Origin of the sequence: Geoalkalibacter subterraneus, from assembly GCF_000827125.1 — a bacterium.
In the GTDB taxonomy this organism is placed as follows: Bacteria; Desulfobacterota; Desulfuromonadia; order Desulfuromonadales; family Geoalkalibacteraceae; genus Geoalkalibacter_A; species Geoalkalibacter_A subterraneus.
Genome location: NZ_CP010311.1, coordinates 582,340 through 607,154 on the forward strand (window position 1 = coordinate 582,340; position 24,815 = coordinate 607,154).

The 24,815-nt window shown below is 58.9% G+C and carries 21 protein-coding genes and 1 pseudogene; 10 read left to right on the forward strand and 12 right to left on the reverse strand.

Features of this window, described 5'->3' with window-relative positions:
* Nucleotides 1-136: 136 nt before the first annotated feature.
* From GSUB_RS02720 to GSUB_RS02760, 8 genes and pseudogenes are all read right to left on the reverse strand, one after another.
* The gene (locus GSUB_RS02720; protein WP_052464425.1) at nt 137-1,972 is read right to left on the reverse strand and encodes an ABC transporter ATP-binding protein; all 1,836 of its coding nucleotides are present in this window, start codon (nt 1,970-1,972) and stop codon (nt 137-139) included.
* A gap of 73 nt (nt 1,973-2,045) precedes the next feature.
* Complete coding sequence (gene cbiQ, locus GSUB_RS02725) at nt 2,046-2,978, reverse strand: cobalt ECF transporter T component CbiQ (RefSeq protein WP_040199083.1); 933 nt, start codon at nt 2,976-2,978, stop codon at nt 2,046-2,048.
* Complete coding sequence (gene cbiM / locus GSUB_RS02730; RefSeq protein WP_040199084.1) at nt 2,975-3,601, reverse strand: cobalt transporter CbiM; 627 nt, start codon at nt 3,599-3,601, stop codon at nt 2,975-2,977. The genes cbiQ and cbiM overlap by 4 nt, the downstream gene beginning before the upstream one ends.
* Nucleotides 3,602-3,607: 6 nt before the next feature.
* Nucleotides 3,608-3,925: an HI_1622 family ECF transport-associated protein gene (locus GSUB_RS02735; RefSeq protein WP_144401922.1), complete on the reverse strand. Its 318-nt coding sequence runs from the start codon at nt 3,923-3,925 to the stop codon at nt 3,608-3,610.
* 5 nt (nt 3,926-3,930) lie between these two features.
* The gene (locus GSUB_RS02740) at nt 3,931-4,269 is read right to left on the reverse strand and encodes a hypothetical protein (RefSeq protein WP_040199086.1); all 339 of its coding nucleotides are present in this window, start codon (nt 4,267-4,269) and stop codon (nt 3,931-3,933) included.
* 200 nt (nt 4,270-4,469) lie between these two features.
* Entirely contained in the window at nt 4,470-5,264 is a 795-nt protein-coding gene (locus GSUB_RS02745) for a DUF4198 domain-containing protein (protein ID WP_040199087.1), read from the reverse strand.
* Nucleotides 5,265-5,496: 232 nt separating this feature from the next.
* On the reverse strand, nt 5,497-6,192 hold the full coding sequence (locus GSUB_RS02750; RefSeq protein ID WP_040199088.1) for an anaerobic ribonucleoside-triphosphate reductase activating protein: 696 nt from the start codon (nt 6,190-6,192) through the stop codon (nt 5,497-5,499).
* An 8-nt stretch (nt 6,193-6,200) separates the two neighbouring features.
* Nucleotides 6,201-8,359: pseudogene (locus GSUB_RS02760) on the reverse strand (ribonucleoside triphosphate reductase).
* A 396-nt stretch (nt 8,360-8,755) separates the two neighbouring features.
* Between GSUB_RS02760 and nikR the strand changes: the two are divergent.
* A complete protein-coding gene (gene nikR / locus GSUB_RS02765; RefSeq protein WP_040199091.1) occupies nt 8,756-9,175 on the forward strand; it encodes a nickel-responsive transcriptional regulator NikR in 420 nt (139 codons plus the stop codon).
* A 128-nt stretch (nt 9,176-9,303) separates the two neighbouring features.
* Here nikR and GSUB_RS02770 read toward each other — a convergent pair whose 3' ends face one another.
* The 4 genes from GSUB_RS02770 to GSUB_RS02785 form a co-directional block, all read right to left on the reverse strand.
* Nucleotides 9,304-9,588, reverse strand: coding sequence for a hypothetical protein (locus GSUB_RS02770; RefSeq protein ID WP_040199092.1), 285 nt, complete (start codon nt 9,586-9,588; stop codon nt 9,304-9,306).
* A 169-nt stretch (nt 9,589-9,757) separates the two neighbouring features.
* The gene (locus GSUB_RS02775; RefSeq protein ID WP_040199093.1) at nt 9,758-10,531 is read right to left on the reverse strand and encodes an acyl-CoA dehydratase activase; all 774 of its coding nucleotides are present in this window, start codon (nt 10,529-10,531) and stop codon (nt 9,758-9,760) included.
* The gene (locus tag GSUB_RS02780) at nt 10,528-11,520 is read right to left on the reverse strand and encodes a 2-hydroxyacyl-CoA dehydratase family protein (protein ID WP_040199095.1); all 993 of its coding nucleotides are present in this window, start codon (nt 11,518-11,520) and stop codon (nt 10,528-10,530) included. The genes GSUB_RS02775 and GSUB_RS02780 overlap by 4 nt, the downstream gene beginning before the upstream one ends.
* Nucleotides 11,521-11,575: 55 nt before the next feature.
* The gene (locus GSUB_RS02785; protein WP_040199096.1) at nt 11,576-11,908 is read right to left on the reverse strand and encodes a hypothetical protein; all 333 of its coding nucleotides are present in this window, start codon (nt 11,906-11,908) and stop codon (nt 11,576-11,578) included.
* A 231-nt stretch (nt 11,909-12,139) separates the two neighbouring features.
* On the opposite strand from GSUB_RS02785, the gene murI reads away from it, so the two are divergent.
* The 9 genes from murI (at nt 12,140) to GSUB_RS02830 (ending at nt 24,743) form a co-directional block, all read left to right on the forward strand.
* Nucleotides 12,140-12,937 carry a glutamate racemase gene (gene murI, locus GSUB_RS02790; protein ID WP_040201974.1) on the forward strand — a complete coding sequence of 266 codons (798 nt, stop codon included), beginning with the start codon at nt 12,140-12,142 and terminating at the stop codon, nt 12,935-12,937.
* 44 nt (nt 12,938-12,981) lie between these two features.
* A complete protein-coding gene (locus tag GSUB_RS02795) occupies nt 12,982-13,596 on the forward strand; it encodes a GerMN domain-containing protein (protein WP_052464428.1) in 615 nt (204 codons plus the stop codon).
* Nucleotides 13,593-15,989: a homocysteine S-methyltransferase family protein gene (locus GSUB_RS02800; protein WP_040199097.1), complete on the forward strand. Its 2,397-nt coding sequence runs from the start codon at nt 13,593-13,595 to the stop codon at nt 15,987-15,989. The genes GSUB_RS02795 and GSUB_RS02800 overlap by 4 nt, the downstream gene beginning before the upstream one ends.
* 88 nt (nt 15,990-16,077) lie before the next feature.
* Entirely contained in the window at nt 16,078-16,572 is a 495-nt protein-coding gene (locus GSUB_RS02805) for a RomY N-terminal domain-containing regulatory protein (protein ID WP_040199098.1), read from the forward strand.
* 93 nt (nt 16,573-16,665) lie between these two features.
* Nucleotides 16,666-17,493 (forward strand): transketolase, encoded by an 828-nt coding sequence (locus GSUB_RS02810; protein ID WP_040199099.1) that lies wholly within the window; start codon nt 16,666-16,668, stop codon nt 17,491-17,493.
* A 67-nt stretch (nt 17,494-17,560) separates the two neighbouring features.
* Complete coding sequence (locus GSUB_RS02815; protein ID WP_040199100.1) at nt 17,561-18,505, forward strand: transketolase family protein; 945 nt, start codon at nt 17,561-17,563, stop codon at nt 18,503-18,505.
* 71 nt (nt 18,506-18,576) lie between these two features.
* Entirely contained in the window at nt 18,577-20,103 is a 1,527-nt protein-coding gene (locus GSUB_RS02820) for a sensor histidine kinase (RefSeq protein WP_235269899.1), read from the forward strand.
* Nucleotides 20,075-21,445: a sigma-54-dependent transcriptional regulator gene (locus GSUB_RS02825; protein WP_040199101.1), complete on the forward strand. Its 1,371-nt coding sequence runs from the start codon at nt 20,075-20,077 to the stop codon at nt 21,443-21,445. Before GSUB_RS02820 ends, GSUB_RS02825 begins: the two co-directional genes overlap by 29 nt.
* Before the next feature lie 331 nt (nt 21,446-21,776).
* Nucleotides 21,777-24,743: an FG-GAP-like repeat-containing protein gene (locus GSUB_RS02830; protein ID WP_040199102.1), complete on the forward strand. Its 2,967-nt coding sequence runs from the start codon at nt 21,777-21,779 to the stop codon at nt 24,741-24,743.
* Nucleotides 24,744-24,815 lie beyond the last annotated feature (72 nt).

Sequence of the window (24,815 nt, forward strand, 5' to 3'; positions counted from 1 at the left end):
CCGTTATTTCAAAGAGATCGCATGTGAAGGAGGGGTTCCGGAGTTTTCTTCCGGGGCTGGAGAATCATTGCCGTGAAATGGAGGGCCTGTTCGGATTTATTCCGGGCGGGCCAATTTTTTTGCCTGACTGCTGAATCTAATGGTCTTCGGGGTGGTCGTGATCGTGGGGTTCCAGCTCATGATGGGGATGGGCATGGTCATGGTAGCGGGGGCGCGGTGGATGACAGTGGGCCTCACTGTCGGCGCCATGCAGGTGGGTATAGGTGTGCGCGTGAGTATGCTCGTGCTCATGGAGGTGACTGTGCTCCAGCTCGCCATGGCGATGGCGGTGTTCATGCAGGTGCCGGTGCGGGTGTTTGTGGGCGTGCTGGTGTTGCAGGGCCCTGATCTCGCGACAGTGCTCCCGGCGTGAGGTGAGGGTCAGCAGGTTGAGCCGTGCGCGGTCCTGGTCATGCAGAAACTCCCGTGTGCTGTAATCCCGTATGATCTCTCCCCGGTGCAGAACCACTGTCCTCTGCGTCAGCCTTGCTGTCAGATAGGGGTCGTGGGAGACAAGGATCCGGGTCTGGGGCAATTCCTGCAGAATGTTGAGCAACATTTCTTCCCCCTGTGGATCAAGCCCCGCAGTGGGCTCATCGAGGATCAGAATTTCGGGCTGCATAGCCAGCACGGTGGCGATGGCCAGCCGTTTGCGCTCTCCGCCGGAGAGATGCAGGGGGATGCGATCTTCGTAGCCTTGCAGGTGCACCTGCGCCAGTGCCTGATGCACGCGCCGGGCGAGCTCTTCTTTTTTAACTCCCATCTGGCGGGGTCCGAAAGCCACCTCTTCTGCACAGGTGGGGCAGAAAAGCTGGTCGGCCGGATCCTGAAAGATGATCCCGACCCGCCGCCATAGATCACGCCGCCTGCGTCGGTTGATCGGCATTCCCTCGAAAAGGTGTTCGCCGCTCCCCTCCAGGATGCCCAGCAGGCAATGCAACAGGGTTGTTTTGCCGGCGCCGTTTTCGCCGACGATGGCAACGCTCTCGCCGCGATTGATCTTGAAAAGGATCTTGTTAAGCGCCTGCGTTCCGTCAGGATATCTGAAGGAATAGTCCCTGACCGCGACCAGCGGCGAACTTTCCGGCCTGGGTAATGCCGCAGGGTCATTGGCTTCCGGCAGCAGGGGGTCGCAGCGGGCGGCTTCCGCCGCGAGGATGTCGTCAATGCCATCCAGGCGAAAAGAGAAATCCAATCCGTGCTCACGCAGGGAGCTGCGGTGGGAGACCAGTTCTCGCAGGGTATAGTCATGATGCACGCGCCCCTGGTCGAGCACAACGGCGCGCTCACAGAGATCGTAGGCAAATAGCAGGTCGTGGGTGATGCAGATCAGCGTTCCGTCGTAGTCGCGCAGCAATTCCCGCAGGATGTTGTCCTGTGCCGGGTCGAGGTTTGCCGTCGGTTCGTCCAGGATCAGAACCTGGGGGCGCATGGCCAGTAAAGTGGCCAGGGCGGCGCGTTTTTTCTGCCCGTAGCTTAGATGGTGAGAGGGCTTGTATGCCAGATCGGCCAGCCCCACCTGCGCAAGTGCGTTCCGTGCCCGCTCTGCACATTGCTCCGCACTCAGCTCCTGATTGCCCGGTCCGAAAGCCACGTCTTCGAGCAGGGTATTGCAGAACAGCTGGTCGTCGGGGTCCTGAAACAGCAGGCCCACTTCAAGGCGCGCCCGTCGCAGATGCTCGCCCTGCAACGGCTTCCCCTTGTAGATGACGGCACCGGCCTGGGCCTCGAGCAGACCGTTGAGGTGACGCGCCAGGGTGGATTTCCCGGAACCGTTCTGTCCCACCAGCGCGATGCGGTCGCCGGGCCGAATGGTCAGGTTGATCTGCCGCAGCGCCTGAGAACCGTCAGGATAGCTGAAATCAAGATCGCGAACCTCGATCAGCGCCTTGCGCTCCCGTGGTAAAGATGTTTCAGAGTCAATAAAGTGCATTTTTATCCAAGAATTAAAGGGTTTTCTCTGCGTCTTAGATATTCTCTCTCCGCCTCAGCGTTGAAAAAATAACTCAACCCCCCAGATAGAACCGATCAACCCCCAGCAGCACCGCTCCCAACAGAATCCAGAAGGTTGCCTTGAGCCAGTCTCCTGCTGAGGAGCGAAAGCGATGCAGTTCCTGGAACGTGCCGTCGTAGCCGCGTGCCTGCATGGCGTCATAGACGCGATAGGTGCGCTCAAAGCCACGCACGAACAACATGCCGAGAAAATTGCCGGTCACGCGCAGCGTTTCCATATTGGTCCTCTTGCGAAAACCGCGCACCTTCATCCCCGTTGCCATGCGGCGCGTTTCCTCCAGGACGACGAAAATGTACCGGTGCGCCAGATGAATCATGCGGGTGATCTTGTCGGGAACACCCAGCCGGGTGAGCCCTTCAAGCGTGACAGACAGGGGCGCGGTAGCCAGCAGGGGCTCCATCAGCAGGGCGACTGCAAAGGCTTTGCAGCAGATCGTCAGCGCCAGCGCCGCACCGCGCAGGTTGAAGGAAATCCCCTCCATGCCTGTAAAAACGACAAGCGTATCCTCTGGCTGGGTGGGGACGGTCAGGGGCATAATGACGATGAACATGACCAGAAAACCCGACATGGCGAGCAGACGGCGAAGGGTCCGATGAAACGGCAGGCGTGCAAGTGGTACACAGATCAGGGCCAAAAGCATCGCCGCGGATGCCGCGGGCAGGGAGCGAACGGCCACAACGAAAAAGGCGAATGTGATCAGGGAAACCAGCTTGAAGCGCACATCCCAGAGGTGAAAAAATGATCGGTTGGATGCGTTGTTGTCGAGTTGGGGGATGGACCAGTCGCGATCAGTGCGGCTGCCGTTGCTGCGCTCGCCACGGCGTACCCACCAGGCCAGCAGAGCCCATCCGGCCATCAGTCCCGCCGCCATAGCGGCCAGCACGGAGCTCGGCAGGATGATCGTGGCGCCGGGTGTGATATTCATGAAGCCTCTGCGGAAAAGGGAGTGGAACCCGCACGCAGCAGTTCAGGTTTAACCCGCAGCAGAAAGGATACGGTAAAGGCGCTGACCGCGCCTTCTATCGCGATTACCGGCAGATGAGCCAGAAGAGCGAGGCGGGCGACGCCGGAGAAATCCTCCCCTCCGGTGGTCAACAGAAGCGCCAGAAGCAGCGCAGAGAGCACCGTGCCGCCGCCACCGGCCAGGGCGGCAGCCAGCATGTGGCGTTTCGGCCCATGTCCTTTGAGTTTCTGGAAGGCAAAACCGCATGCCAGGGCCGGTACCCCCATCATCAGGGTGTTGGCGCCAAGAGCGGTCAGCCCGCCGAATTGAAAAAGCAGACTCTGCAGCAGCAGGCCGATAGCAATCGCGAGAAAGGAAGAGGGCCCGAGCAGAACCCCGACCAGCCCTGGAATCAGCATATGGACACTGGTTGGCCCCAGCGGCACGTGAATCAGGGAGGCAACGAAAAAGGTCGCGGTGATGACCGCCACTTTCGGCAGGTCTTTTTCTCCGGTCCGTCGCACGCTCCACGCGGCGATGGCTACGGATGCCACGGCGCATCCCAGGGTGACGCCGACCGGCAGGACTCCATCGGAAATATGCATGAGGCTCTACTCCCGCCGCCGCTCGCGGCGCCCGGCCACAAAAAAGGCTACTCCGAAAAGACCCAGGATATAACCGATGCCGCTGAAGATCTCTTCTGCTCCCGGCTTCTCAAGCTCCTGGCGCAGTGCGGCGACCTCCCGGTGCAACCGGCGCAAATCGCGCTCCATCTGCGCGTGACTTTCTTCAAACGCGGCCAGCATTTGATCGCAGCTCTCACCGGCAGCGCAAGCTCTCTCACCGGCAGCGCAAGCTCTCTCGCCGGGGGCGCAGACAAGGAGAAAAAAAATCGCCAAGGCAGTCAATCGACGTTTCCATCTTGCCATAGGACTTATTCTCCAAAGGTGGATTTTTTCAATTTGAAGCGGGTTTTATGGCCCATCCCGGCATCGAGAATAATGACCAGATCCTCTTTTTTTGGAATCGCGAACGAGAACAGCCCCTCCTTATTGGTGCGGCCTTCAAGCAGAGCTTCTTCGTTCGAGTCGACCACGGTGATTTTGCCGTCTTCAACGGCCCGCCCGTCAGGGAAATAGCTTTCGGTGTAGACCGTGACGCCTTCGATATAGGCAAAGATATTGACCTTGTGAGCAAGGGCTGTGCCGGCCTGCAGGGTGAAGAGCACAATCATGCTCAACAGCAGGAGCAGCTTGGGGGATTTAATGGTCATGATGGATCCTCTATTTTTGGTCAAGAGCTTGAACCACGGAGAGCACAGAGAGCACAGAGAAAAACCGAGAAGCAGATCGGAGTGTAAGATTGCTTGGGAGAAAACTGAACCCTATGAAGTTCATGTTTTTCAAAATCTCTGTGGACTCTCTTTTTATCTCTGTTTTTTACCTTTGTGGTAAAAGCGTTTTTGTCGATTGGTTATTTCATCTCCCGCGTATGCACCCAGTAGACCGCGCCGATTTCGACTTCCTTCTGTTCCCCTTCATGCTCCAGGGTCCAGTCCGCCAGGCTGAGGGCGGAGAATCCCCACCAGCCGGCGCGCGGCATGGCATAGTGGAAGACACCGTCGGCATCGGACTTGATCACCTGGGTGACAAAGGCGTCAGCGGGTGCGGTGATCCATTGGGGGTTGTCGGGCGATTCATTCAGATATTCCACTTCGATCTCGGCGAAAGGGACGGGCTGCCCGTCGCGCAGGACGCGGCCGGAGAAGAGGTTGCCGCTCCACAGGCCATAGGGGCGGGTCAGGGGGACGATCTCTGTTTCGAGCCCAACCGGCTCATCCCACCCTTGCTGCAGACCGTAAGCGTTGACGCAGACCTTGGTGTAGTGGACGATGAAAAGATCTTCCGCCGGCTCCCAGTAAGGGGTTGGCTCCATGTAGAAGGTGTAGTCTCCGGGACGCTTGAGGGTTGTCTCGGCGACCCAGAAAGTGAAGTCTTCCTCCTGGTCGGCGCTTTTGCCGCGGACTGCAGAGAGGGCCGGGAGCAGATCTGCTTTTACACCGTCATGCAGCACCCCGAAAACCCGGGGCCCGGCCATCTCCATGTAGTGACCTTCCATGGGATGGATGAACTTGGCTGCAAGCTTCAGGAAAGGGCCGCTGTCGGAGGTAACGAGGGGTGAAGAGGGGATTATGGCGCCGAAATGGGCCCCGGCGGAGGTGCACAGGACGAACAGCAGGGCGGCTGTGGAGAGAAGAAGCCGAATCATGTCAGGTCGCTCCCTTGAAAAAAAGTCATGACAGGATCATGTAAAAGGTGCTCTTTGAAAGGGATGGAATATGTTTGCTACCGAAATGCGTTTTAGTAGCACGGACAACATAGAAAGAGACTCAACAATTGTCAAGTTTCAAGCGAACCGGGGCGAAAAGATGAGGGTATTTTCAGGTTTTCTGATTATTGCTCCGGAGCAGGGCGCCCCGGATGGCTGGGCCGACGGGATGTTACAGGCCGCGTAGGGAGACTTGGGCGGCGTATTGGGAAGCGATTTCTTCAAAGCGGCGCAGTGTCGCGGCACTGTGGGCGCTGCGCTTGCGCCAGTCGGGTGCCAGGGCGTGCTCGGGCACGAACTGCTGCAGAATCCAAAGCGGTGCGCCCTGCAGCAGCTTGCCGAGTTGATGGAGGTCGGGTTCTTCGATCAACCCCGGCACGCAGGTGGTGCGCAATTCGTAATCGATGGTTCCGCTGCGCAGCAGCTCGATCGATTGGGGCAGAAGCTCGAGATCGACCGGAGCCCGATGCAGTTCATTGTAGCGTCCAGGAGCCGTCTTGAGATCCAGGGCGACGTAGTCTACCAGGCTTTCGTTCATCAACTGCTCAAGCACCGCGGGAGCGAGGCCGTTGGTATCAAGTTTGATCAGCAGGTCGAGTTCCCTGATGCGGGCGAGAAACGCCGGCAGTTCCGGATCGAGGGTTGGTTCGCCGCCGGAGATCACTACACCGTCGATGAACTTGCGTCGATCTTCGATCTCGCGCAGAAGGGTATCGGCTGGATAATCGGGATGATCCTCGGGGGTGAGAACCAGGGAACCGTTGTGACAGAACGGACAGGTGAGGTTGCAACCGCCGTAAAAAACGAGGGAAGCGATCCTGCCCGGATAATCGAGCAGGCTCGTTCCCTGAAATCCTTTAATGCCCATGGCCAGTGTCAGTTCCGGCCCTGGCCGTGCTCGACCAGGAACTCGCGGCGATCCTTGAACTCTTCTTTCTTGCCCTTGTTCCATTGCTGTACGGGGCGGAAGAAACCGCAGACGCGGGAGTAAACTTCAACTTTTGCTTCACATTTGCTGCTCATTGGACTCCTCCTGTGGGTGAGACGGTTCAGGCCGCCTCGTGATCATGGTAAGGGCACTCGAAATGTTCGCCGGGGATGTAGCCATGCTCGGGGCAGATGGTAAATGTCGGCGTAATGGTGAAATAGGGCAGATGGAAATTCTCGGCGATGCGCCGCGCCAAGAGTCGCGCGCTGCGCCAGTCCTCGAGGCGTTCACCGAGGAAGCCGTGAAAGACGGTGCCGCCGGTGTAGCAGGTCTGCAGGGCATCCTGGTGACGCAGGGCCTGAAAAATATCGTCGGTGCTGCCTACCGGCAGCTGGGTGCTGTTGGTGTAGTAGGGCTGGTCATCGCCAGCGGCATGGATTTCGGGAAAACGCTCGCGGTCGGCGCGTGCCAGGCGGAAACTGGTGCCTTCACCCGGCGTGGCTTCCAGGTTGTAGAGGTGACCTGTCTGGTCCTGGTAGCTTTCGAGCTTGCCGCGCATGAACTCCAGGGTTTCCTCCGCCAGCTTGTTGCCCGCGCCGGTGGTGATGTCGCGCCCGACGAGGTTGACACAGGCTTCATTCATGCCGATCAGGCCGATGGTGGAGAAGTGGTTGTCCCAGTGGCTGCCGGAGCGCTCCTGAATTCCCTGCAGGTAGAAGCGGCTGTAGGGATAGAGGCCGTGCTCGGTGAAGCGCTCGAGTTGCTTGCGCTTGATCTCAAGGGAATCGCGGGCGATATCCATCAACTCGCCGATGCGGGCGAAAAAGGCCTCTTTGTTTTCGGCCTGGTGGGCGGCGCGGGGCAGGTTGATGGTCACCACACCGATGGAGCCGGTCAGCGGGTTGCTGCCGAACAGACCGCCGCCGCGACGGCGCAGTTCGCGATTGTCGAGCCGCAGGCGGCAGCACATGGAGCGCGCATCCTCGGGGCTCATATCGGAATTGATAAAGTTGCTGAAGTAGGGGATTCCGTACTTGGCGGTCATCTCCCAGATCGGCTCGAAACGGATGCTGTCCCAGTCGAGGTCGCGAGTCAGGTTGTAGGTGGGGATCGGGAACGAGAAAATGCGCCCCGAGGAATCCCCCTCCATCATCACTTCGCAGAAGGCACGGTTGAACAGGTCCATCTCCTCCTGGAATTCGCCGTAGACCGAATCCATGAGCTGTCCGCCGATCACCACGGCCTCCTCGGCCATGCCCGCCGGGGGCGACATGTCCATGGTGACGTTGGTGAACGGAGTCTGGAAGCCGACCCGGGTGGGGACGTTCATGTTGAAGATGAACTCCTGCATGGCCTGCTTGACGTCCTTGTATTTCAGTCCGTCATAGCGGATGAACGGCGCCAGCAGGGTGTCGAAGTTGGCGAACGCCTGCGCGCCTGCCGCTTCCCCCTGCAGGGTGTAGAAGAAATTGACCACCTGCCCGAGGGCGGTGCGGAAATGTTTCGCCGGGGCGCTCTGCACCTTGCCGTAGGCGCCGGTGAATCCTTTGAGCAGCAGATCCTTCAGGTCCCAGCCGCAGCAGTAGACCGAGAGCATGCCGAGGTCGTGAATGTGGAAATCCGCTTCGCGATGGGGCGCGGCGATGTATTCGGGGTAGATCTTGTTGAGCCAGTAATTGCTGGTGATATTGCTGGCGATATGATTGTTGAGTCCCTGCAGGGAGTAGCCCATGTTGGCGTTTTCGTTGACCCGCCAGTCCTCCTGGGCCAGGTAGCTGTCGATGGACTCGACCGACTCGCGCATGAATTCGCGCGTGCGGCGCAGCGATTCGTGCTGACGGCGATAGAGGATATAGGCTTTGGCGACCTGGGCGTGGCCGTTTTCGATCAGGATCTTTTCCACCAGGTCCTGAACGTTTTCGACTGTGGGGACGCGATCGTCCTTGTAGATCACCTCAAGGATGCCGACCACCTGGCGTGCAATATCCGCGGGGCGCTCCATGTCCGTGCCGCCCACGGCCCTCACCGCTTTGCAGAGTGCTTCAACGATCTTGTCCTGTTCGAACGCGACCACGCGCCCGTCGCGTTTGCGGATGAAAGGTACCATGAGTTTTCCCCCTCTTGTCGAAATTTGCACGCCTGTCTGCCACGATAATTCATGCAGCCGACGGCGTCTGAAACCGAAATTGAATTTAGCATAGAGATGGACGCAGTCAAGGCAAAAAGCCCAATATGTAGATTAAAATTATCGGCCGCAACACCATATATTGTGATCAGCCGGTGGACAGGTTGTGGATAAGCAGAGGATGAAAAAGACGGGTCGGCCCCTGCAACCCCTCCTCTGGCCGCGCTTGACCGCAATAAGGGAGCATGCTAGACAGTTTTTCAACTCGACCCGTTTTCCCCTGTATGCGTTGCTGTATTCGGTTGCCCGACTCTCAGGTCTTGCCGGATGACCAGGAGGGGCAGGAAACAGGTTTTCATCTTACTCCTGGAGGACCCTATGGCTGAAACCACCCGCTTCGGCATTTCCATCGACGAACGTCTGCTGCAGCAGTTCGACGAGCTCATCGAAAGCAAAGGGTATGACAATCGCTCCGAAGCGATTCGCGACCTGATCCGTAATGCCCTTGTGGAGCAGCAGTGGTCCGGTGATGACGAGGAAACCGTGGGAACGGTGACCCTGGTCTACGATCACCACACCCGCGACCTGGCGGACAAACTCACCGAGCACCAGCATTCGCACCATGAGGCGGTGATCTCGACCCTGCATGTGCACCTCGACGCGCATCACTGCCTGGAAGTGGTTGTGGTCAAAGGTCGCACGTTGAAGGTGCGCCGTCTGGCCGATGAGTTGATCGGCACCAAAGGGGTCAAGCACGGCAAGCTGGTGACCTCTACCACAGGAAAAGGCTTGCAGTGAACTCAGTGTGGCGGCGTGTTGCGACAGAAAAAGTCGCATTGATGGCTTCGCCCCCTGTCATAAGGCAGGGAGCGAAGCTGAAGCGAAGGGGTCGTGCGGGTCGAAGATGAACGGAGGGGCGGAACAGATCAGCGATCTTCCAGCTTGTGACAGAAAAGGCAGCGCATGGGCGCATCGCCGGGCTTGGCCGGGTGCTCCGGCGGGAAGGCGATCTGTTCTCCGTCGTGGCACTGCTCGCACTGGGCGTCGACCTCGATCTTTTTCATGCCGGCTTCGCGCATTTCGTAGAAAGGGCGGTGGGTTTCGTCGTAGGGAACGCGCGTCGTTTTGATGGAACCGGAGATGACATAAAAAGTGATGAAAACCGCTGCCACGATGAGCAGAAACAGCCCGTCTCTCTTGCGAAAAGTCATAAGAATCGATCCTTGTTCAAGGGTGGTCGGTTACTGTTCAGTGCGGGGTCGCAACTCCCATGACAAGGGCCACTTTTCGCCATCCCTGGCCGTTTGATTGGCGCCATACCTGGCGCCAAACACCCTTGTCATGGGAGTTGCGACCCCGCGCGGTAAATCGGTACGATCTTTATTCCCTGCCGGCCAGCACCGCACAGCCGATGGCACCGTTGTGCTGGGGGTGTTCGGGCGGCAGGGGAGCGCACCCGACGGCCTGGTGCAGCAGGTGCAGGAAGGCCTGGTTGCGCGCCACCCCTCCTGTGACGAGCAGGGTGTCGCGGGGGAAGCGGCGCAGCATCGGCATCACCCGCTTGATCAGGGTCTGGTTGATCCCAGCGCACAGCTCCGACAGGGGGTAGCCCTCGACGATCTTGCCGATCAGCTCGCTTTCCCCGAATATGCCGCAAGTGGCATCCAGAGGTACAGGGTTTTCGCTGTGGCGCGAGAGCTCGTCAAGGTCGATTTCCAGAACCTGTGCCATGTTTTCCAGGTAGCGCCCGGAGCTTGCGGCGCACTTGTCGTTCATCAGGAAATCCTGCAGGATACCGTTTTCCACCCGCGCGACCTTGGTGTCCTGGCCGCCGAGATCAAGCAGGGTGAAGGTTTCGAGGCCGGTCTGAAAACGGGCGCCGGCGACATGAGCCTGAATTTCCGGAATGACCCGCGCGCCGGCCAGGTTGATGGTGTTGCGGCCGTAGCCGGTCACCACCATGGCTTCGGCCTCCTCCTGGCCGTCAAACAGGTCGAGAGCCGGGAAGTCGATCGTCAGGGCGCCGTCGCGCAAGCCGCCGTAGCGGCGGTAGAAGGAGATGGTGTCGAATTCGCGCAGCCACAGCAGTTTATCGTTGTCCATGGCGGCGAATTTGACTTTGCGGCTGCCGAGATCGATGCCGAGAGTTCTCATGCCTTACGCCCCTTGAGCATTTCAACAAACCCTTCCAGGCGGATGCGGCCGCGGGCATCGAGAGGGCCGGGGCGATCTCCTTCCAGAGTCATAACCGGAACGTCGAGCTTGCGGCGCACGATCAGGTCCTCGATCTGTCGAAAGCAGAACGATTGGACGTAGTGGATGACGCCGTCGATGCGCCGCCTTGCCACCTCCCGCTGGATGTCTTCCAGGCGGGTGAAAATGTCGTAGGGATAGGTGTAGCGCAGGTACTGCTCCTCCATGCCGGTGCAGGAAAAGGGCATGGAGAACTGGCGCTGGGTTTCGTTGAACACCACCCGCGCCTGCATCTCCTCCAGCGCCTCGTAGAGACCGCCGACAATGGGAGGCACCCCGATGTAGGCCAGTCGAAGGGCGTCCCGGCGCGGCTCGCGGGCGCGCGCCTGTTCGAGAAAGGCGTCAACCTGCTTTTCATAAGCCGCCACATCGCCGTTCATGTCCGAGGTGCACAACTGGTAGAAGTTGTTCTCCTCACCGCTAACGCGGTTCTCCTCCCAACTGAGCCGATCGATTTCGTGAACCTTGGCGCGGACCCGCCCAAGTTCACCACGGGCGTCTTCAATCTCGGCGCGGGTGACGGCGAAATATTCGGCCAGCTGATCGATCTGGCGCCCGATCGCTTGTTGCGAGCGGTCGTGGGGGTAGGAGAAGGGGATGGTCGCGGTCCCTCTGAGCGAGAGCACTTCCATCAGGGCGCGCGTATTGGAGCAGTCGCCTTCGGTGACCGCAATCACTTCATCGATGCCATGACGGACCACCGCGCCGTAAAGACCTTTGATCCAGGCGCAGATGTTGCGGGGAAAGCCATCGATTTCCGCCTCCTCGATCAGGGCCTGAGGGTCGGGTGCCGTAATGAAGATATTGTTGAGGTCCACCGGCCGCCTGCCTGCGGCTACCAGAACTTCAAGGGGAATTGTGGTGGTGAATCCGACCGTGGCGTGCGTCAATCTTGAAAAGCTCCAGGGGTGTCAGGGTTGATGATTCCCCGCGGTGGGAATGTGTTCAGTCCGTGCGGATGAAAACCAGGTAGATGACAATGCCGACCAGCACGACCCCGCCGCCGATGAAAACAAGCAGCGCGTCGTTGGTTCCCTCTTCCAGCGAGGTTCCACGCCCCATCGTGTAGGAGAGCAGCCAGGCGAACCCGACGCAGCCGACCAGGGTGGCCAGCAGCGTGCGCCATTTCATGACCAGCGCGACCAGCGCCAGAACCCCGCAAACCGCCAGGAACCAGGGATTCGTGATCAGTTCACCGAGGTTTGCCTCCTGCAGGGTGCGCACGACTTCATCGGTGCGCAGGTGGCGAAAAAAATCGGCAATGCGCGAAAGATCCATGATGAAAAGGAATCCTTATGCTGTTTGGTTGTTTTGCGCGAAAGCTTACTATAGCAGTTTCCTAATGGCTGCGGAAGGGGAAGACTGGGGAAGCCGCCATTTTTCTTGACTTTGCATGGGCCGTTTTCTACGATGAGCGGCCGATTGATGCCTTTTTCCGGGCATGATCGGGGACTGCGGTTCCGCTTATTGAATCAGGGCTGCGGAGCCTTCATCGGGAGAGAGCGGGTGATTTCAGAACGTGCCATCGGGGTTTTCGACTCCGGAGTCGGCGGCCTGACGGTTCTCAAGGAGTTGAGCCGTCAGCTGCCGGAAGAGGAACTGGTTTATCTTGGAGACACGGCGCGTGTCCCTTACGGCACCAAAAGCCCCGCCACTGTCACCCGCTACGCCCTGGAGGCGGCGGCCTTCCTGGTTTCCCTCGGCGTCAAAGCCCTTGTCGTCGCCTGCAATACGGCTTCGGCGGTGGCCCTGCCGGCCCTGGCGGCACGCTATCAGATGCCCGTTTTCGGCGTGATCGGTCCCGGTGCCGCGCGCGCCCTTCAGCTCAGCCGCGGCAGGCGCATCGGCGTCATCGGCACCGAGGGCACCATTAAAAGCGAGGCTTATGCCCGCGCTCTTCACCAGCTCGACAGCCGCGTTCATGTGTTCGGCGTGCCCTGCCCGCTGTTTGTTCCTCTTGCGGAGGAAGGGTGGGCCGATCATCCCATTGCGCACATGGCGGCCAGTGAATACCTGATGCCGCTGCTGACCGAGAAAATCGATACACTCGTTCTTGGTTGTACTCATTACCCCCTGCTCAAGAACACCCTGTCTCAAGTGCTTGGTCCCCAGATCGCCCTGGTCGATTCCGCTGAGGAAACAGCGGCCGCAGTTGCGTGCCGCCTGAATGAAGACTCCCTCACTCGCCATACCCCCTGCTCGCCTCACCGTTTTTTCGTCACCGACGTGCCCGATCGTTTTGAACGGGTTGGCGGAGCCTTCTGGGGGGAGCCGCTGCATGGTGTCAAACAGGTGGAGATCGGTTGATTGAATGCCGGGCTCAAAGCCGGGCTGAAAGCGGAGATTCAGATATGTTTTCAAGGCGCTCCATTCTCGCATCGGCAGTTATTGTTCTCGGACTGGCGGCAGTTTTTGCCCTCGCTTTCTGGGCCGGCAAAATCAATCTGTTCGCCCCCGCGCCGCCTGAAGTAGCGCCCACGTCCACTGAGCCGCCGGTGATGCGTGAAATCATCCTTTATTTCAGCGACCCGCAGGCGGAATTTCTGGTGACGGAAAGCCGTGAGATCGTCGAGTGCGGCAGCGACCGGGAGTGCGTACGCGCGGTGGTTGAGGAGTTGATTCTCGGTCCCAGGGAAGGGCTCATTACGGTATTGCCGCCCCAGGCGAAACTGCTGGCGGTGGATATAGAGGGGCCGATTGCCGTTCTTGATTTCAGCCGTGATCTGATTACACGCCATCCCGGCGGCAGCATATCGGAATTGCTGACGGTGCATGCGTTGGCCAATACGGTTGCGGTCAATTTCCCCCATCTGCGACAGGTGAGGATACTGGTCGCCGGAGAGGCGGTGGAGACCTTGAAGGGGCATGTGGATGTGAGGGCGCCGATCGCCGCTGACTTCCGCCTGACGCGCCCGCCATCGGATGGCGAAACGGATGATCACCCTGATCAAGGAGGCTCGAAATGAATTCTTTTCTCAACGCCCTCAAGCAACGCGTGCTGGTCCTAGACGGCGCCATGGGGACCATGTTGCAGGAGCGGGGACTGGCCCCCGGCGCCAGCCCCGAGGCCATGAACCTGGAGTCGCCCGAAGTGGTGGCGGCAGTTCACCAGGCCTATGCCGAAGCCGGGGCCGATATCATCGTGACCAATACCTTCGGTGGCAACCGGGTCAAACTCAGTCATTATCAGCTTGAGAACCGGGTCGAGGAGATCAATGCGCGCGGGATCGAGCTGGCTCGCCGCGCCGCGCCGCAATCCTTCATTGCCGGTTCCATCGGGCCCACCGGCCGCTTTCTCGAACCGGTCGGAGATGCCGGTTTCGACGAAATGGTCGAGGTGTTCGGCGAGCAGGTTCGAGCTTTTGCCGTTGCCGGTGCCGACCTGATCACCCTGGAGACTTTTCTCGATATACGTGAATTGCGGGCGGCGGTGGTGGCCTGCAAGGAGTTTTCTCAGCTGCCGGTGGTAGCGCAGATGACTTTTGACGACGGCGGGCGCAGCGTGCTGGGGACGCCGCCGGAAGCTGCAGCCGTGACCCTCGATGCGCTCGGGGTGGATGTGGTGGGGTCCAACTGCGGTCTCGGCCCCGAGGGAATTCATGCCCTGCTCGAGAAGATGCGTGCCGTGACCGCTCTGCCTCTTATTTCACAGGCCAATGCCGGGCTGCCGCAGCTGGTGGGTGATCAGACGGTTTTTCCTGCCGGCCCCGACGATATGACCGTTCTGCATGACCGCCTGATCGCCCTGGGCGTGCGCATCATCGGCGGCTGCTGCGGCACCACGCCGGACCATATCCGCGCCATCCGTGCGGCCCTCGAAGGGCGCGACCAGAACTGGACCCCGCCCGCTCGCGGCCTGTATCTCTCCAGCCGCGGCACGGTGGTGCCGGTCGGGGGAGAGGCGGCCTGCGCCATTATCGGCGAACGCATCAACCCCACTGGCAAAAAAGGTTATGCCGCCGAGCTGCGGGAGGGCAAAACAGCCTATATCCGACGGGAAGCCCAGGAGCAGACCGACGCCGGGGCCGTTCTGCTCGATGTCAACTGCGGGGCGCCGGGGGTGGATGAGCCCCTGTCTCTTGAGCGTGCCGTGTTTGCAGTCAACGGGGTCAGTTCGGCGCCGCTGGTGCTTGACTCCTCCGACCCGGAAGCCCTGGAGCGAGGACTCAAAGCCGCAGACGGCAAAGTGCTGATCAATTCGGTCAACGGCGAGCGTAAAAGCCTCGATACGGTCTTGCCACTGGCCCGCAAATACGGTGCCGCTGTAATCGGCCTGGCTCTGGATGACCAGGGAATTCCGGCCGACGCGCAAGGGCGCGTCTCCGTAGCGCGCGCAATCCTCGATGCGGCCGTGAAGGCTGGTCTTCCGGCCCGCGATGTGGTGATCGATGCGCTGGTTCTGACCGTCTCCGCCGAGCAGAAAGGGGCGGCAGTGACGCTGGAGGCTCTGCGGCAGATCAAGCAGGAGCTTGGCCTGGCCACCGTGCTGGGGGTCAGCAATATCTCTTATGGTTTGCCTGATCGCCCCGTTCTGTCTTCCGTATTTTTCGCCATGGCGCTGCAGGCCGGTCTTGACGCCGCCATTGTCAACCCCAAGGAAGAGCGGATGATGGATGCTTTCCGCGGTGCCATGGTTCTGTTGGGCCGCGATCTCCGCGCCGAAGAATATATTGCTCATTACGGCAGCTTCAAGGCGCCGCCCCATGTGCCGCAGGCCGAAGGCCAATCTCTCGATATCCGCGCGCAGCTTGCCGCTGCCATTATCGAAGGGGACTGCGAAGGAGCGCCGGCTTTGGTGCGTCAGGCTTTCGATGAAGGCTTGAGCGCCATGCAGATCAGCAACGAAGGTCTGCTGCCGGGGCTGGAGGAGGTCGGGCGTCGCTTCGGCGAGAAGCAGATCTTTCTCCCCCAGGTTATGTTGTCAGCCGACACCATGCATGCGGCATTTGATGTGATCAAGGAGCGGATGCAGGGTGAGACGGGCCCCTCTTCGGGGAAAATCCTCATGGCTACGGTCGAGGGAGATATTCACGATATCGGTAAGAACATTGTCTGCACCCTGCTGGAAAATCACGGCTTCGAAGTCATCGACCTCGGCAAAAATGTGCCTGCGCACCGGATCGTTGAGGCGGCGCTGCACCACAGGGTGGATGCCGTGGGGCTTTCGGCCCTGATGACCACGACCCTGGCGCGCATGGAAGAAACCCTGGAGCGGTTGCGGCAGGAAGGCGTCAAAGTGTTTACCATGGTGGGCGGTGCAGTGGTGACCGAGGATTATGCCGCGCGCATCGGAGCCGATCTCTATGGAGGCGACGCCATGGATGCGGTTCGCAAAGTTAAGCAGCTTCTGGTTAAGTGATTTTACTTAGAGCTCCTTTAGTATTGCGCCATTTCGCGGAGTGTGATATCAAGGACCGACGTATAAAGCAGTTTTCGCGGGGGACGACATGGTTGTCGGGTTCAATCACAATGTGCGCTACAAGGGTGAACTCTACCATGTGCAGACCGAAGACGGGGGGCTGAAAAAACCTCAGATTATCACTCACCTTTACCGTGCCGGCAGCATCCTGTCCAGCAAGCGGGTTTCCTATGCCGACATTACCCGGATCGAGAATCTGGCACGGGTGGTTGAGGACCTGATGAAGGAGCAGCACAAGGAGATGCTGCGGCGACTCAAGAACGGCGATTTTGACGGAGTCATTCTGGAGCGTTTCGGTGAGAATTGCGCTTTGGCTGCTCAATCCACCTCCGTGGATGAAAATACCGCGCCTGACGTCCCCGAGATGCTTCCACGGGCTGTTGAAGTACGGCGCGAACCGGTGGCGGAAGAGCTGGAAAATTCAGCATCGCCTGAAGACAAACCTTCCGATGAGCGTTCGCCGGAAGGTCTCAGCCTTGATGATCTCGTTCTGTCCTATCTGACCGGTGGGAAGGACGAATAAATAACGGATAGACAACGGATAGACAACGGGTGCCTCGACACTTGTTGTCGGATGACTCATTCAGATTATTGCTTTGGAAGGAGAGAATCATTCATGCTCGATGAGCAGAAGGTCCAGGAGTTGAACGATACCGCCCGTCAGTTGCGGGTGGATGTTCTCAAGATGCTCAACACCGCCCGTTCCGGCCACACCGGGGGAAGCCTCTCGGCGCTGGACGTGTTGACGGTTCTGTTTTTTCAGACCATGCGCCACGATCCCACCAATCCTCACTGGCCTGATCGCGACCGCTTTGTGCTCTCCAAGGGGCATGCCGCGCCGGCGCTCTATGCCTGCCTGGCTCATGGCGGCTATTTTCCGCCCGAGGACCTCAAGACCCTGCGTCGCCTCGGCAGTCACCTGCAGGGGCACCCCGACATGCGCAAGACGCCCGGGGTGGAGGTCTGTACCGGCTCTCTCGGGCAGGGGCTGTCCCAGGCTGTTGGGCTCTCTCTGGCCGCCCGTCTGCAGAAGCGATCCAGCCGGACTTACTGCCTGCTGGGTGATGGCGAGGTTCAGGAGGGGCAGATCTGGGAAGCGGCGATGGCCGCCGCCCACTACCAGCTTGACAACCTGTGCGTTCTGCTGGACTGGAACGGGTTGCAGATCGACGGTGAGGTGCAGAAAGTTATGGGGGTGACGCCCCTGGGACCCAAATTTCTCGCCTTCGGCTGGCATGTCCTGGAAGTGGACGGGCATGACATCTCGGCGATCAACCGCGCTCTGGACGAAGCGGCCCGGTATTCCGGCAAGCCGACCATGATCGTTGCCCGCACCGTCAAAGGCAAGGGCGTGCCGTTTTTCGAGCACAAGGCCAACTACCACGGTGTGCCGCCCAGCGACGATGAGCTCGACCGCGCACTGGAGCACCTGGGGCATTCCTGATTTTCTGGGGATGCTGTCCGCCGCCCGTGAATTTATCAGATATTCAATACATGGAGTTTAGAACGCCGTGAGCGAAAAAATAGCGACCCGTGATGCCTACGGGAAGACATTGCTGGAGTTGGGGCGCGAAAATTCGAAAATCGTGGTTCTCGATGCCGATCTCTCCGGTTCGACCAAAACCGGACTTTTTGCCAAGGAATTTCCCGAGCGGTTTTTCAATGCCGGCATTGCCGAAGCCAACATGGTGGGAATGGCGGCAGGCCTGTCGGCCGGCGGGATGATCCCCTTCGCGTCCACTTTTGCCGTATTTGCCTCGGGGCGGGCCTTTGAGCAGATTCGCCAATCCCTGGCCTATCCCAGGCTCAATGCCAAGATCGTTGCGACTCATGGCGGCATCACCGTCGGGGAGGACGGCGGTTCGCATCAGTCCGTTGAGGATCTCGCCATCATGCGGGCTCTGCCCAACATGACCGTTCTCTGCCCTGCCGATGGCCCGGAAACCGCCGCTGCGGTGCGGGCGGTCGCCGAATATGATGGCCCGGTCTACATGCGTTTAGGACGCGCCAAGGTGCCCTGCGTGTTCGAAGAGGGATTCGACTATCGCATCGGTGCCGGCAAGCTGGTGCGCGAAGGTACGGATCTGACCTTTGTCACGACCGGTCTGATGACCGCCCAGGCCCTGGATGCCGCCTGCATCCTGGAAGAGGGGGGCGTCAGCGCCCGGGTTGTGCACCTGGGCACCGTCAAGCCTCTCGATGTTGATCTTGTTTTAAAAGCCGCCCGGGAAACCGGCGCGCTGGTCACCGCAGAAGAACACTCCGTTATCGGCGGTTTGGGCGGTGCCGTTTGTGAAACCCTGGCCGAGGGATTTCCGGTGCCGGTGGAGCGGGTCGGCCTGCGGGACGTTTTCGGCCAGTCCGGAACGGCCGAAGAGCTTCTGCTTCACTACGGGCTGACGCCGGCAGAACTGGTGGAGGCCGCACAAAGAGTGCTCAAGCGCAAGTCACGCTGAGCGTGCCGCGACGTCCCGGCCGGTAACCTGTGAAAAACGCCTGTGGCACCCTTACTGGGGGATGACTCATTTTGCCGTTGAAGACCACCGATGTCAGTGTGATCACCAAGGTGATCATTTTCAGCGTTATGCTTGTGGTGGTGGGGATTTCCAGCTTTGGAGCCTTTCATCTCAAGCGCGAGCGCGAACACCTCTATCAGGTGTCGCGCAAGAACGCCCAGGTTCTGATATCGACGATTGAGCGGTCCATTTTCAACTCCATGTGCCTCGGCAATACCGAAGAGGTGCAGACGATGCTGGAGACGGTCGGCAACGGCCCCGATCTGGTCAACGTGCGCATTTTTCATCCTTCGGGTGTCGTGCTCAAGTCTTCCAACCCGGCGGAGCTGGGGCAGCTGGTCAATGCCGGAGATTACGCGCTTTTTACCGAAGGGCGGCATGAGGGGATTTTCACCCTTGGCGACCAGGAAGTGATCGGGATTGTTTCCCTGATCCGCAATCAGCCCAATTGCGCCCGCTGTCACGGCCCCGGTGAGCAGGTGCTCGGCATTCTAAATCTCAATGTATCTCTGGCGGAAACCCACGGTCAGCTGCGTGAAACCACCCGCCTGTTTCTTTTTTCGACTCTCAGCATGATCGCAATTCTGGCTGCCGGAATCAGTTGGGTGCTGGTGCGGTTTGTCAAGAGTCCCCTGCGGCATCTTGCACGCCAGATGGCCCGCGTGCAGAACGGTGACCTGGGAGTGCGCATCACGCCGCGTTTCGATGACGAGATCGGCCAGTTGTCCCATAGTTTCAATGAGATGGTGGATAACCTGGAGAAAGCCCGCGAGGAACTCAAGCATTATCATTATCGGCAGATGGAGCGGGCTGATCGCCTCGCTGCAGTGGGAGAGATGGCCACCGGGATTGCCCACGAAATCAAAAACCCGCTGGCGGGCATCAGCGGCGCCATGTCTGTGCTGGCCGATCAGTTTGATGAAGACGACGAGCGCAGAACGATTATCGCCGAGGTGCTTGACCAGCTGGGGCGCCTGAACAAGATCGCGACGGATCTGCTGCACTTCGGACGCCCGGCCAAGCCTCATTTCAGCCATATCGACGTCAACGAGCTGGTGCGCAAGACACTCTTCTTCTCGGCTCAGCATCCGGAAGGGCGCGAGGTTGAAAAAGTTCAGGAGCTGGCCGACAACCTGCCCTTGATCTGGGTGGACGAAAAGCAGATTCAGCAGGTGCTGTTCAACATCATTGTCAATGCCCTGCAGGCCATGCCGGAGGGCGGTGTCTTGCGGATATCAACCTCCCGGGCTGAAGATGCCGATCGTATACGGATCACCATCAGCGACACCGGACGGGGTGTGCGCCCGGAGCAGATTGAACAGATTTTTACCCCGTTTTTCACCACCAAGACCCAGGGCACAGGATTGGGTTTGGCCATCTGCAAGCAGATCATTGAACACCATGGCGGCGTGATTATGGTCGAAAGCCGCCTGGGTGAGGGAACAACCTTCATTATTGAATTGCCGACCGCCGCTGCGGGCGGCTCAGAAACCAAGGGAGAAGCGCCCGGTGCCGAAACAGAAAATACTCGTCGTTGACGACGAACACCTGATCCGTTGGTCGCTGGAGCAGAATCTCAACAAGCAGGGCTATGAAGTACTGACTGCCGGCTCCGGCGAGGAAGCCCTCAAGGTGATCCACGACGAATCACCCGACCTGATGCTGCTTGATATCCAGCTGCCGGGTATAAACGGCTTGGACGTGCTGGAAAAAGCCAAAGCCATCGATGAGGAACTCATTGTCATCATGATTACCGCCCTGGGGGTGCTGGAGACGGCGGTCAAGGCGATGCGCATGGGAGCCTACGACTATATCAGCAAGCCGTTCAACCTTGACGAGCTGGCGATTACCATCAAAAAAGCGCTGGAAACGGGAGAGCTCCGGCGAGAGGTGGCGCATCTGCGATCCTCTCAAACGCAGAAATTCGGCATTCACAACATCATTGGTGAAAGCCGCCACATGCACGACATGCTCGACATGGTCAAAAAAGTGGCTCAGAGCGATGCCAGCACTGTGTTGATCCAGGGAGAGAGCGGCACCGGCAAGGAGGTCATTGCCAAGGCCATTCATTTCGAGAGTGCGCGCGCTGACAAGCCTTTTATGGCGATCAACTGTGCGGCGGTGCCGGAAACATTACTCGAAAGCGAGTTGATGGGGCATGAGCGCGGTGCCTTTACGGATGCCAAGGTGCAGAAAAAGGGCCTGTTTGAAATGGCCGACGGCGGCACCATCTTTCTCGATGAGATCGGTGACATGGCCATGGGGATGCAGGCCAAGCTGCTGCGGGTTCTTGAGGAGCGCTCCTTCCGCCGCATCGGCGGTTCCAAGGATATCACCGTCGATGTACGCATCATTTCCGCAACCAACAAGAATCTGATGCAGTCCATCGAGGAGAAGAGCTTCCGCAACGATCTGTATTATCGTTTGCAGGTCATCCCGATTTTTCTGCCGCCGCTGAGGGAGCGAAAGGATGATATTCTGCCTCTGACCGAACATTTCATTCAATTCTTCAACAAAGAGTTCGGCAAGAACGTGCGCGGGATCTCCAGAATGGCGGAAAAATTTCTGTTCGAATACCACTGGCCCGGCAACATCCGTGAACTGCGCAACGTGATCGAGCGCGCGATCATCCTGGAGAATGAAGAAACGCTGTTGCTCGAGCATCTGCCCCAGGAGATCGTCGGCAAGACCAGTACGGCGGCTTCTGCGCCGTTGAGCTTTCGGATTCCACCGGAAGGGGTGGACATCGAGGAGGTCGAGCGTGAGCTGATCCGCCAGTCACTCGAACTTGCGGAAGGCAACCAGTCCAAGGCCGCGAAAAAGCTACACATGGGGATCGATGCTTTTCGCTATCGGATGAAAAAATTCGGCTTTCTTTGATGGCGTCGCAAAAAGTCCGCCCTACGGCGTTACGGCACTTTTTCAGGACCTCGACATACCTGATGTATGCCTTCGCCCCTGAAAAACCGCCAGGGCTTGTAGGACGAAATTTTTGCTTAGCCATCCTCTGAGTTTTTGCGAATGCACCTTCTTTAAAATTTTCTTTTGAACAGCGACCTTTTTTGTTTCTTTTTCTGCCCGCACGGCTCAATCGAGTCTGCGGGTTTTCTTTTGGTACCTCGCTTGCATAAAACTTAACAATAATTCATAAGTCAGGATGAATCTCAACTTAAAGTATCTCTCGGAACGCAGTCGTTCAGGAGGATCGTATATGCGCGCTCACTCAGCCGAAAAATCCCTGATTCTGGCCATTTGGCTGATTTTCGGAGTGATATGGCTGGGCCTTGTGCCCGTCGCCCAAGCCGCGAGTGTCCCGAACATCACCTCGTTGGGGCATATCGATGAAGGGATGTCCGTGCCTACCGATCTGGCGATGGATGGTGAAGGCAACCTTTACGTGGCTGAGCCGCGGTCCAAAACTGTGGTCAAGTACGACCCCTATGGAGTGCCGGTGAAAACCCTGGGGCCTTTGCCGGTTTCGGTGGCTTCTCTGGCGGTGCATACAGATTCCGACGGTCATATTACTCTCTATGGTGCCGGCGAGTCGGCGGTGCTGCGCATGAACGCTGAAGGAGAGGTTCTCGATTATGTGGGCGGCGGTCCCGATGCCTTTGAACGCGCTTTCGATCTGGCCGTGGATCACCAGGGCTTCCTGTTTGTGGCGGACAGCCAGGCTCGGCAGATCAGCGTATTTGATGGTTCCGGCAGCCTGCAGTTCCGTTTCGGATCTCCCGGCACTGGCGACAGCCAGTTTTCCACTCTGACCGCCATGGAAGTCGACCCCTACGCCGAAGAGATTTATGTCGCCGACAATTACGCTGAAGGGTCCACCGTCGAGCCCAGAATCCGTGTTTTTGATTTCAGCGGAAATTACAAGCGGTCCCTGCCGGCCAAGTCCGGATTCGGCTCATCGGCACTTGTTTCTTTTGGCGGAATAGCCTTTGATGACCAGGGTCGAGGCTACTTTCTGGACAGTCTGAAGAATCAGGTCCGTATCCTGTCCCTTCCTTCCACTTTTCTCAAAGTTCACTCATCCTCAGGATACAATCCGGGGCAGTTGGTGGCGCCGTCTTCCCTGATATACGATGGCATCAACAGCCGTCTACTGGTGTTGTGCCCTGACGGGCGAATCGAGCTGTTTGGGGTCGATGGCGGGTCCAACCCGGTAAAGCTCAACAGCCCGCCGCAAACACCCGTGCCCGTTTCGCCTCTCGGCGGCAGCGAGGTCGATTCCCTGCGCCCGACCCTGATTTTTGACAATGCCCATGATGGGGATGACGATCTTTTGACTTATGATGTTCAGGTGTGGCGGGACGGAGCTGTCGTGGCAGAGATGTTCGATGTCTCTGAAGGTGCTTCGCAGACCAGTGCGGTTGTTACGCAGGATCTTGAAGAGAATATGGAGCATACCTGGCGGGTTCAGGCTTTCGACGGAACGGATATCAGTGACTGGAGCGCCTTTGAACGGTTTTATGTCAATGCAGTGCAGGAACCGCCCACCCGGCCGGTGATTACTCTACCGGAGCAGGGAGCCGTGATCGAGGCGGAGGATTTTCTTGCGTGGGATGCCTCTCTGGACCCCGACCCCTCTGATAAGGTCAGCTATCAGATTGCGCTGTTCGACGGTGCGGAAGAGACCGAACCGCTGGTTGAGCAGGATGTGGAGACCACCTCAGTCACGCTGGGCGACCTGTCTTCTCCTATTTCTCTCAGAGCGGGACAGACCTATTACCTGCAGGTGCAGGCGGTGGATGAACATGGTGAATGGTCGGACCCGAGTGAGAGGCGTGAGTTTGTTTACGGCGCAAGCGTGTTGCAGGTCAGGGCCAACCTGCCGGGATGCCGTGTTTATCTGGGCGGCAACCATGCCTATCCCGGACGTTATATGGGGGAAACGCCCCTTGAAGTTTCCGAGCTCGCTCCCGGCGAATACACGCTGGTCATTGAGCGGGCCGGGTGCGAAACTGACCTACGTCGAGTCGAAGTGGTGGCTGCGCAGGAGACGGTTGCTTCTTTTGACCTACGCCCCGTTTTGATCCCCGAGGATTTTGTCCGGCGTGCGGTCACCGTCACTCGCGGCGGCGGTGAACTTGTGGCGCCGTTCATGGTTGATTGGGATGGTGACGGCTCCCTCGATCTGCTGGCGGCCGATCGCTCGGGGCGCTTGCTGCTGCTCTCCGGTTCTGAAGCCGGGGTCGATTTCTTCGACTCCGCTGAAGTCCTGCCGCTGCCGCTGATTCCCGGGGCCACCCCCTTTGTTGCAGACTGGAACAACGACCAGATCCCCGATCTGCTGGTGGGCGGCCAGGATGGCAGCGTGCTTTTGTTTCGTGGAACCGCTGCAGCGACAGGAGGACTCTCCTTTGATGGCGGCAGCTATCTGCAGGCCAACGGCGCGCCTTTAGCCGTCGCGTCCGATGCGGTTCCGGTTGTGGTCGACTTTAATCTCGATGGGGCCAAGGACCTGATCGTGGGTGACGGAGACGGAGAGGTGCGGTTGTTTCTCAACCAGGGCAGTGACGCCGCTCCGCAGTTTGCCCAGGGAATCCTGCTGAAAAAATTCGATGCTGCTGCGGCGCCGTTTTTTGCCGATCTTGACGGGGATGGCCGCCGTGATCTGGTTGTTGCCGCAGGCGGTGAAATAGACGGTTTCTCGATCCATGGCGAAAAGGACCTCTCTTCTCTGCCCGGAATCCATCTTTCTGTTCACGAAGGCGTGCGGAAAGGCGCAACCTCTCTCCCGGAGGTGGCCCAGGCCGAGGAGGTCTACGACAAGCGCCGCAAGAAAAGCAAAGCTCCCAAGAAAACCGAAAATTTCATGCCCGAGGTGCGCCATTTTTTCATCGCTGACCTGGATGAGGGGGCCGGCAAGGACATGATGGTAGTGGATGATGAAGGGATGATCTACTTTTTGGAAGCACAGGGAGAGAAACTCAGCCCGCATTTTATCGAGGCCATGCAGGAGAAGCTTGATTTCATGGCAGCAGACTTTTCCGCCTCCGCAGCTATCTGCAGCGAAATCAGTACCAAGCTGGCAGACGGTCGCTTTGGTTCTGCACGTGAGCTGGTTGAAGACTGGGCGGAAAGTGTCGCTGTTGATACGGAGTTGGGGCTGCAAGTCATGGAGTTGCGCGCCCTGATGCCACATCCGAGCGACAAGGTTTGGGAAAGTCAATGAAAAGATTGCGAGAAAAGGGCGTGTCGGTTTATTCTTTTACTGAGCGACTGACCCTCTTCTCGTGCGGGAGTT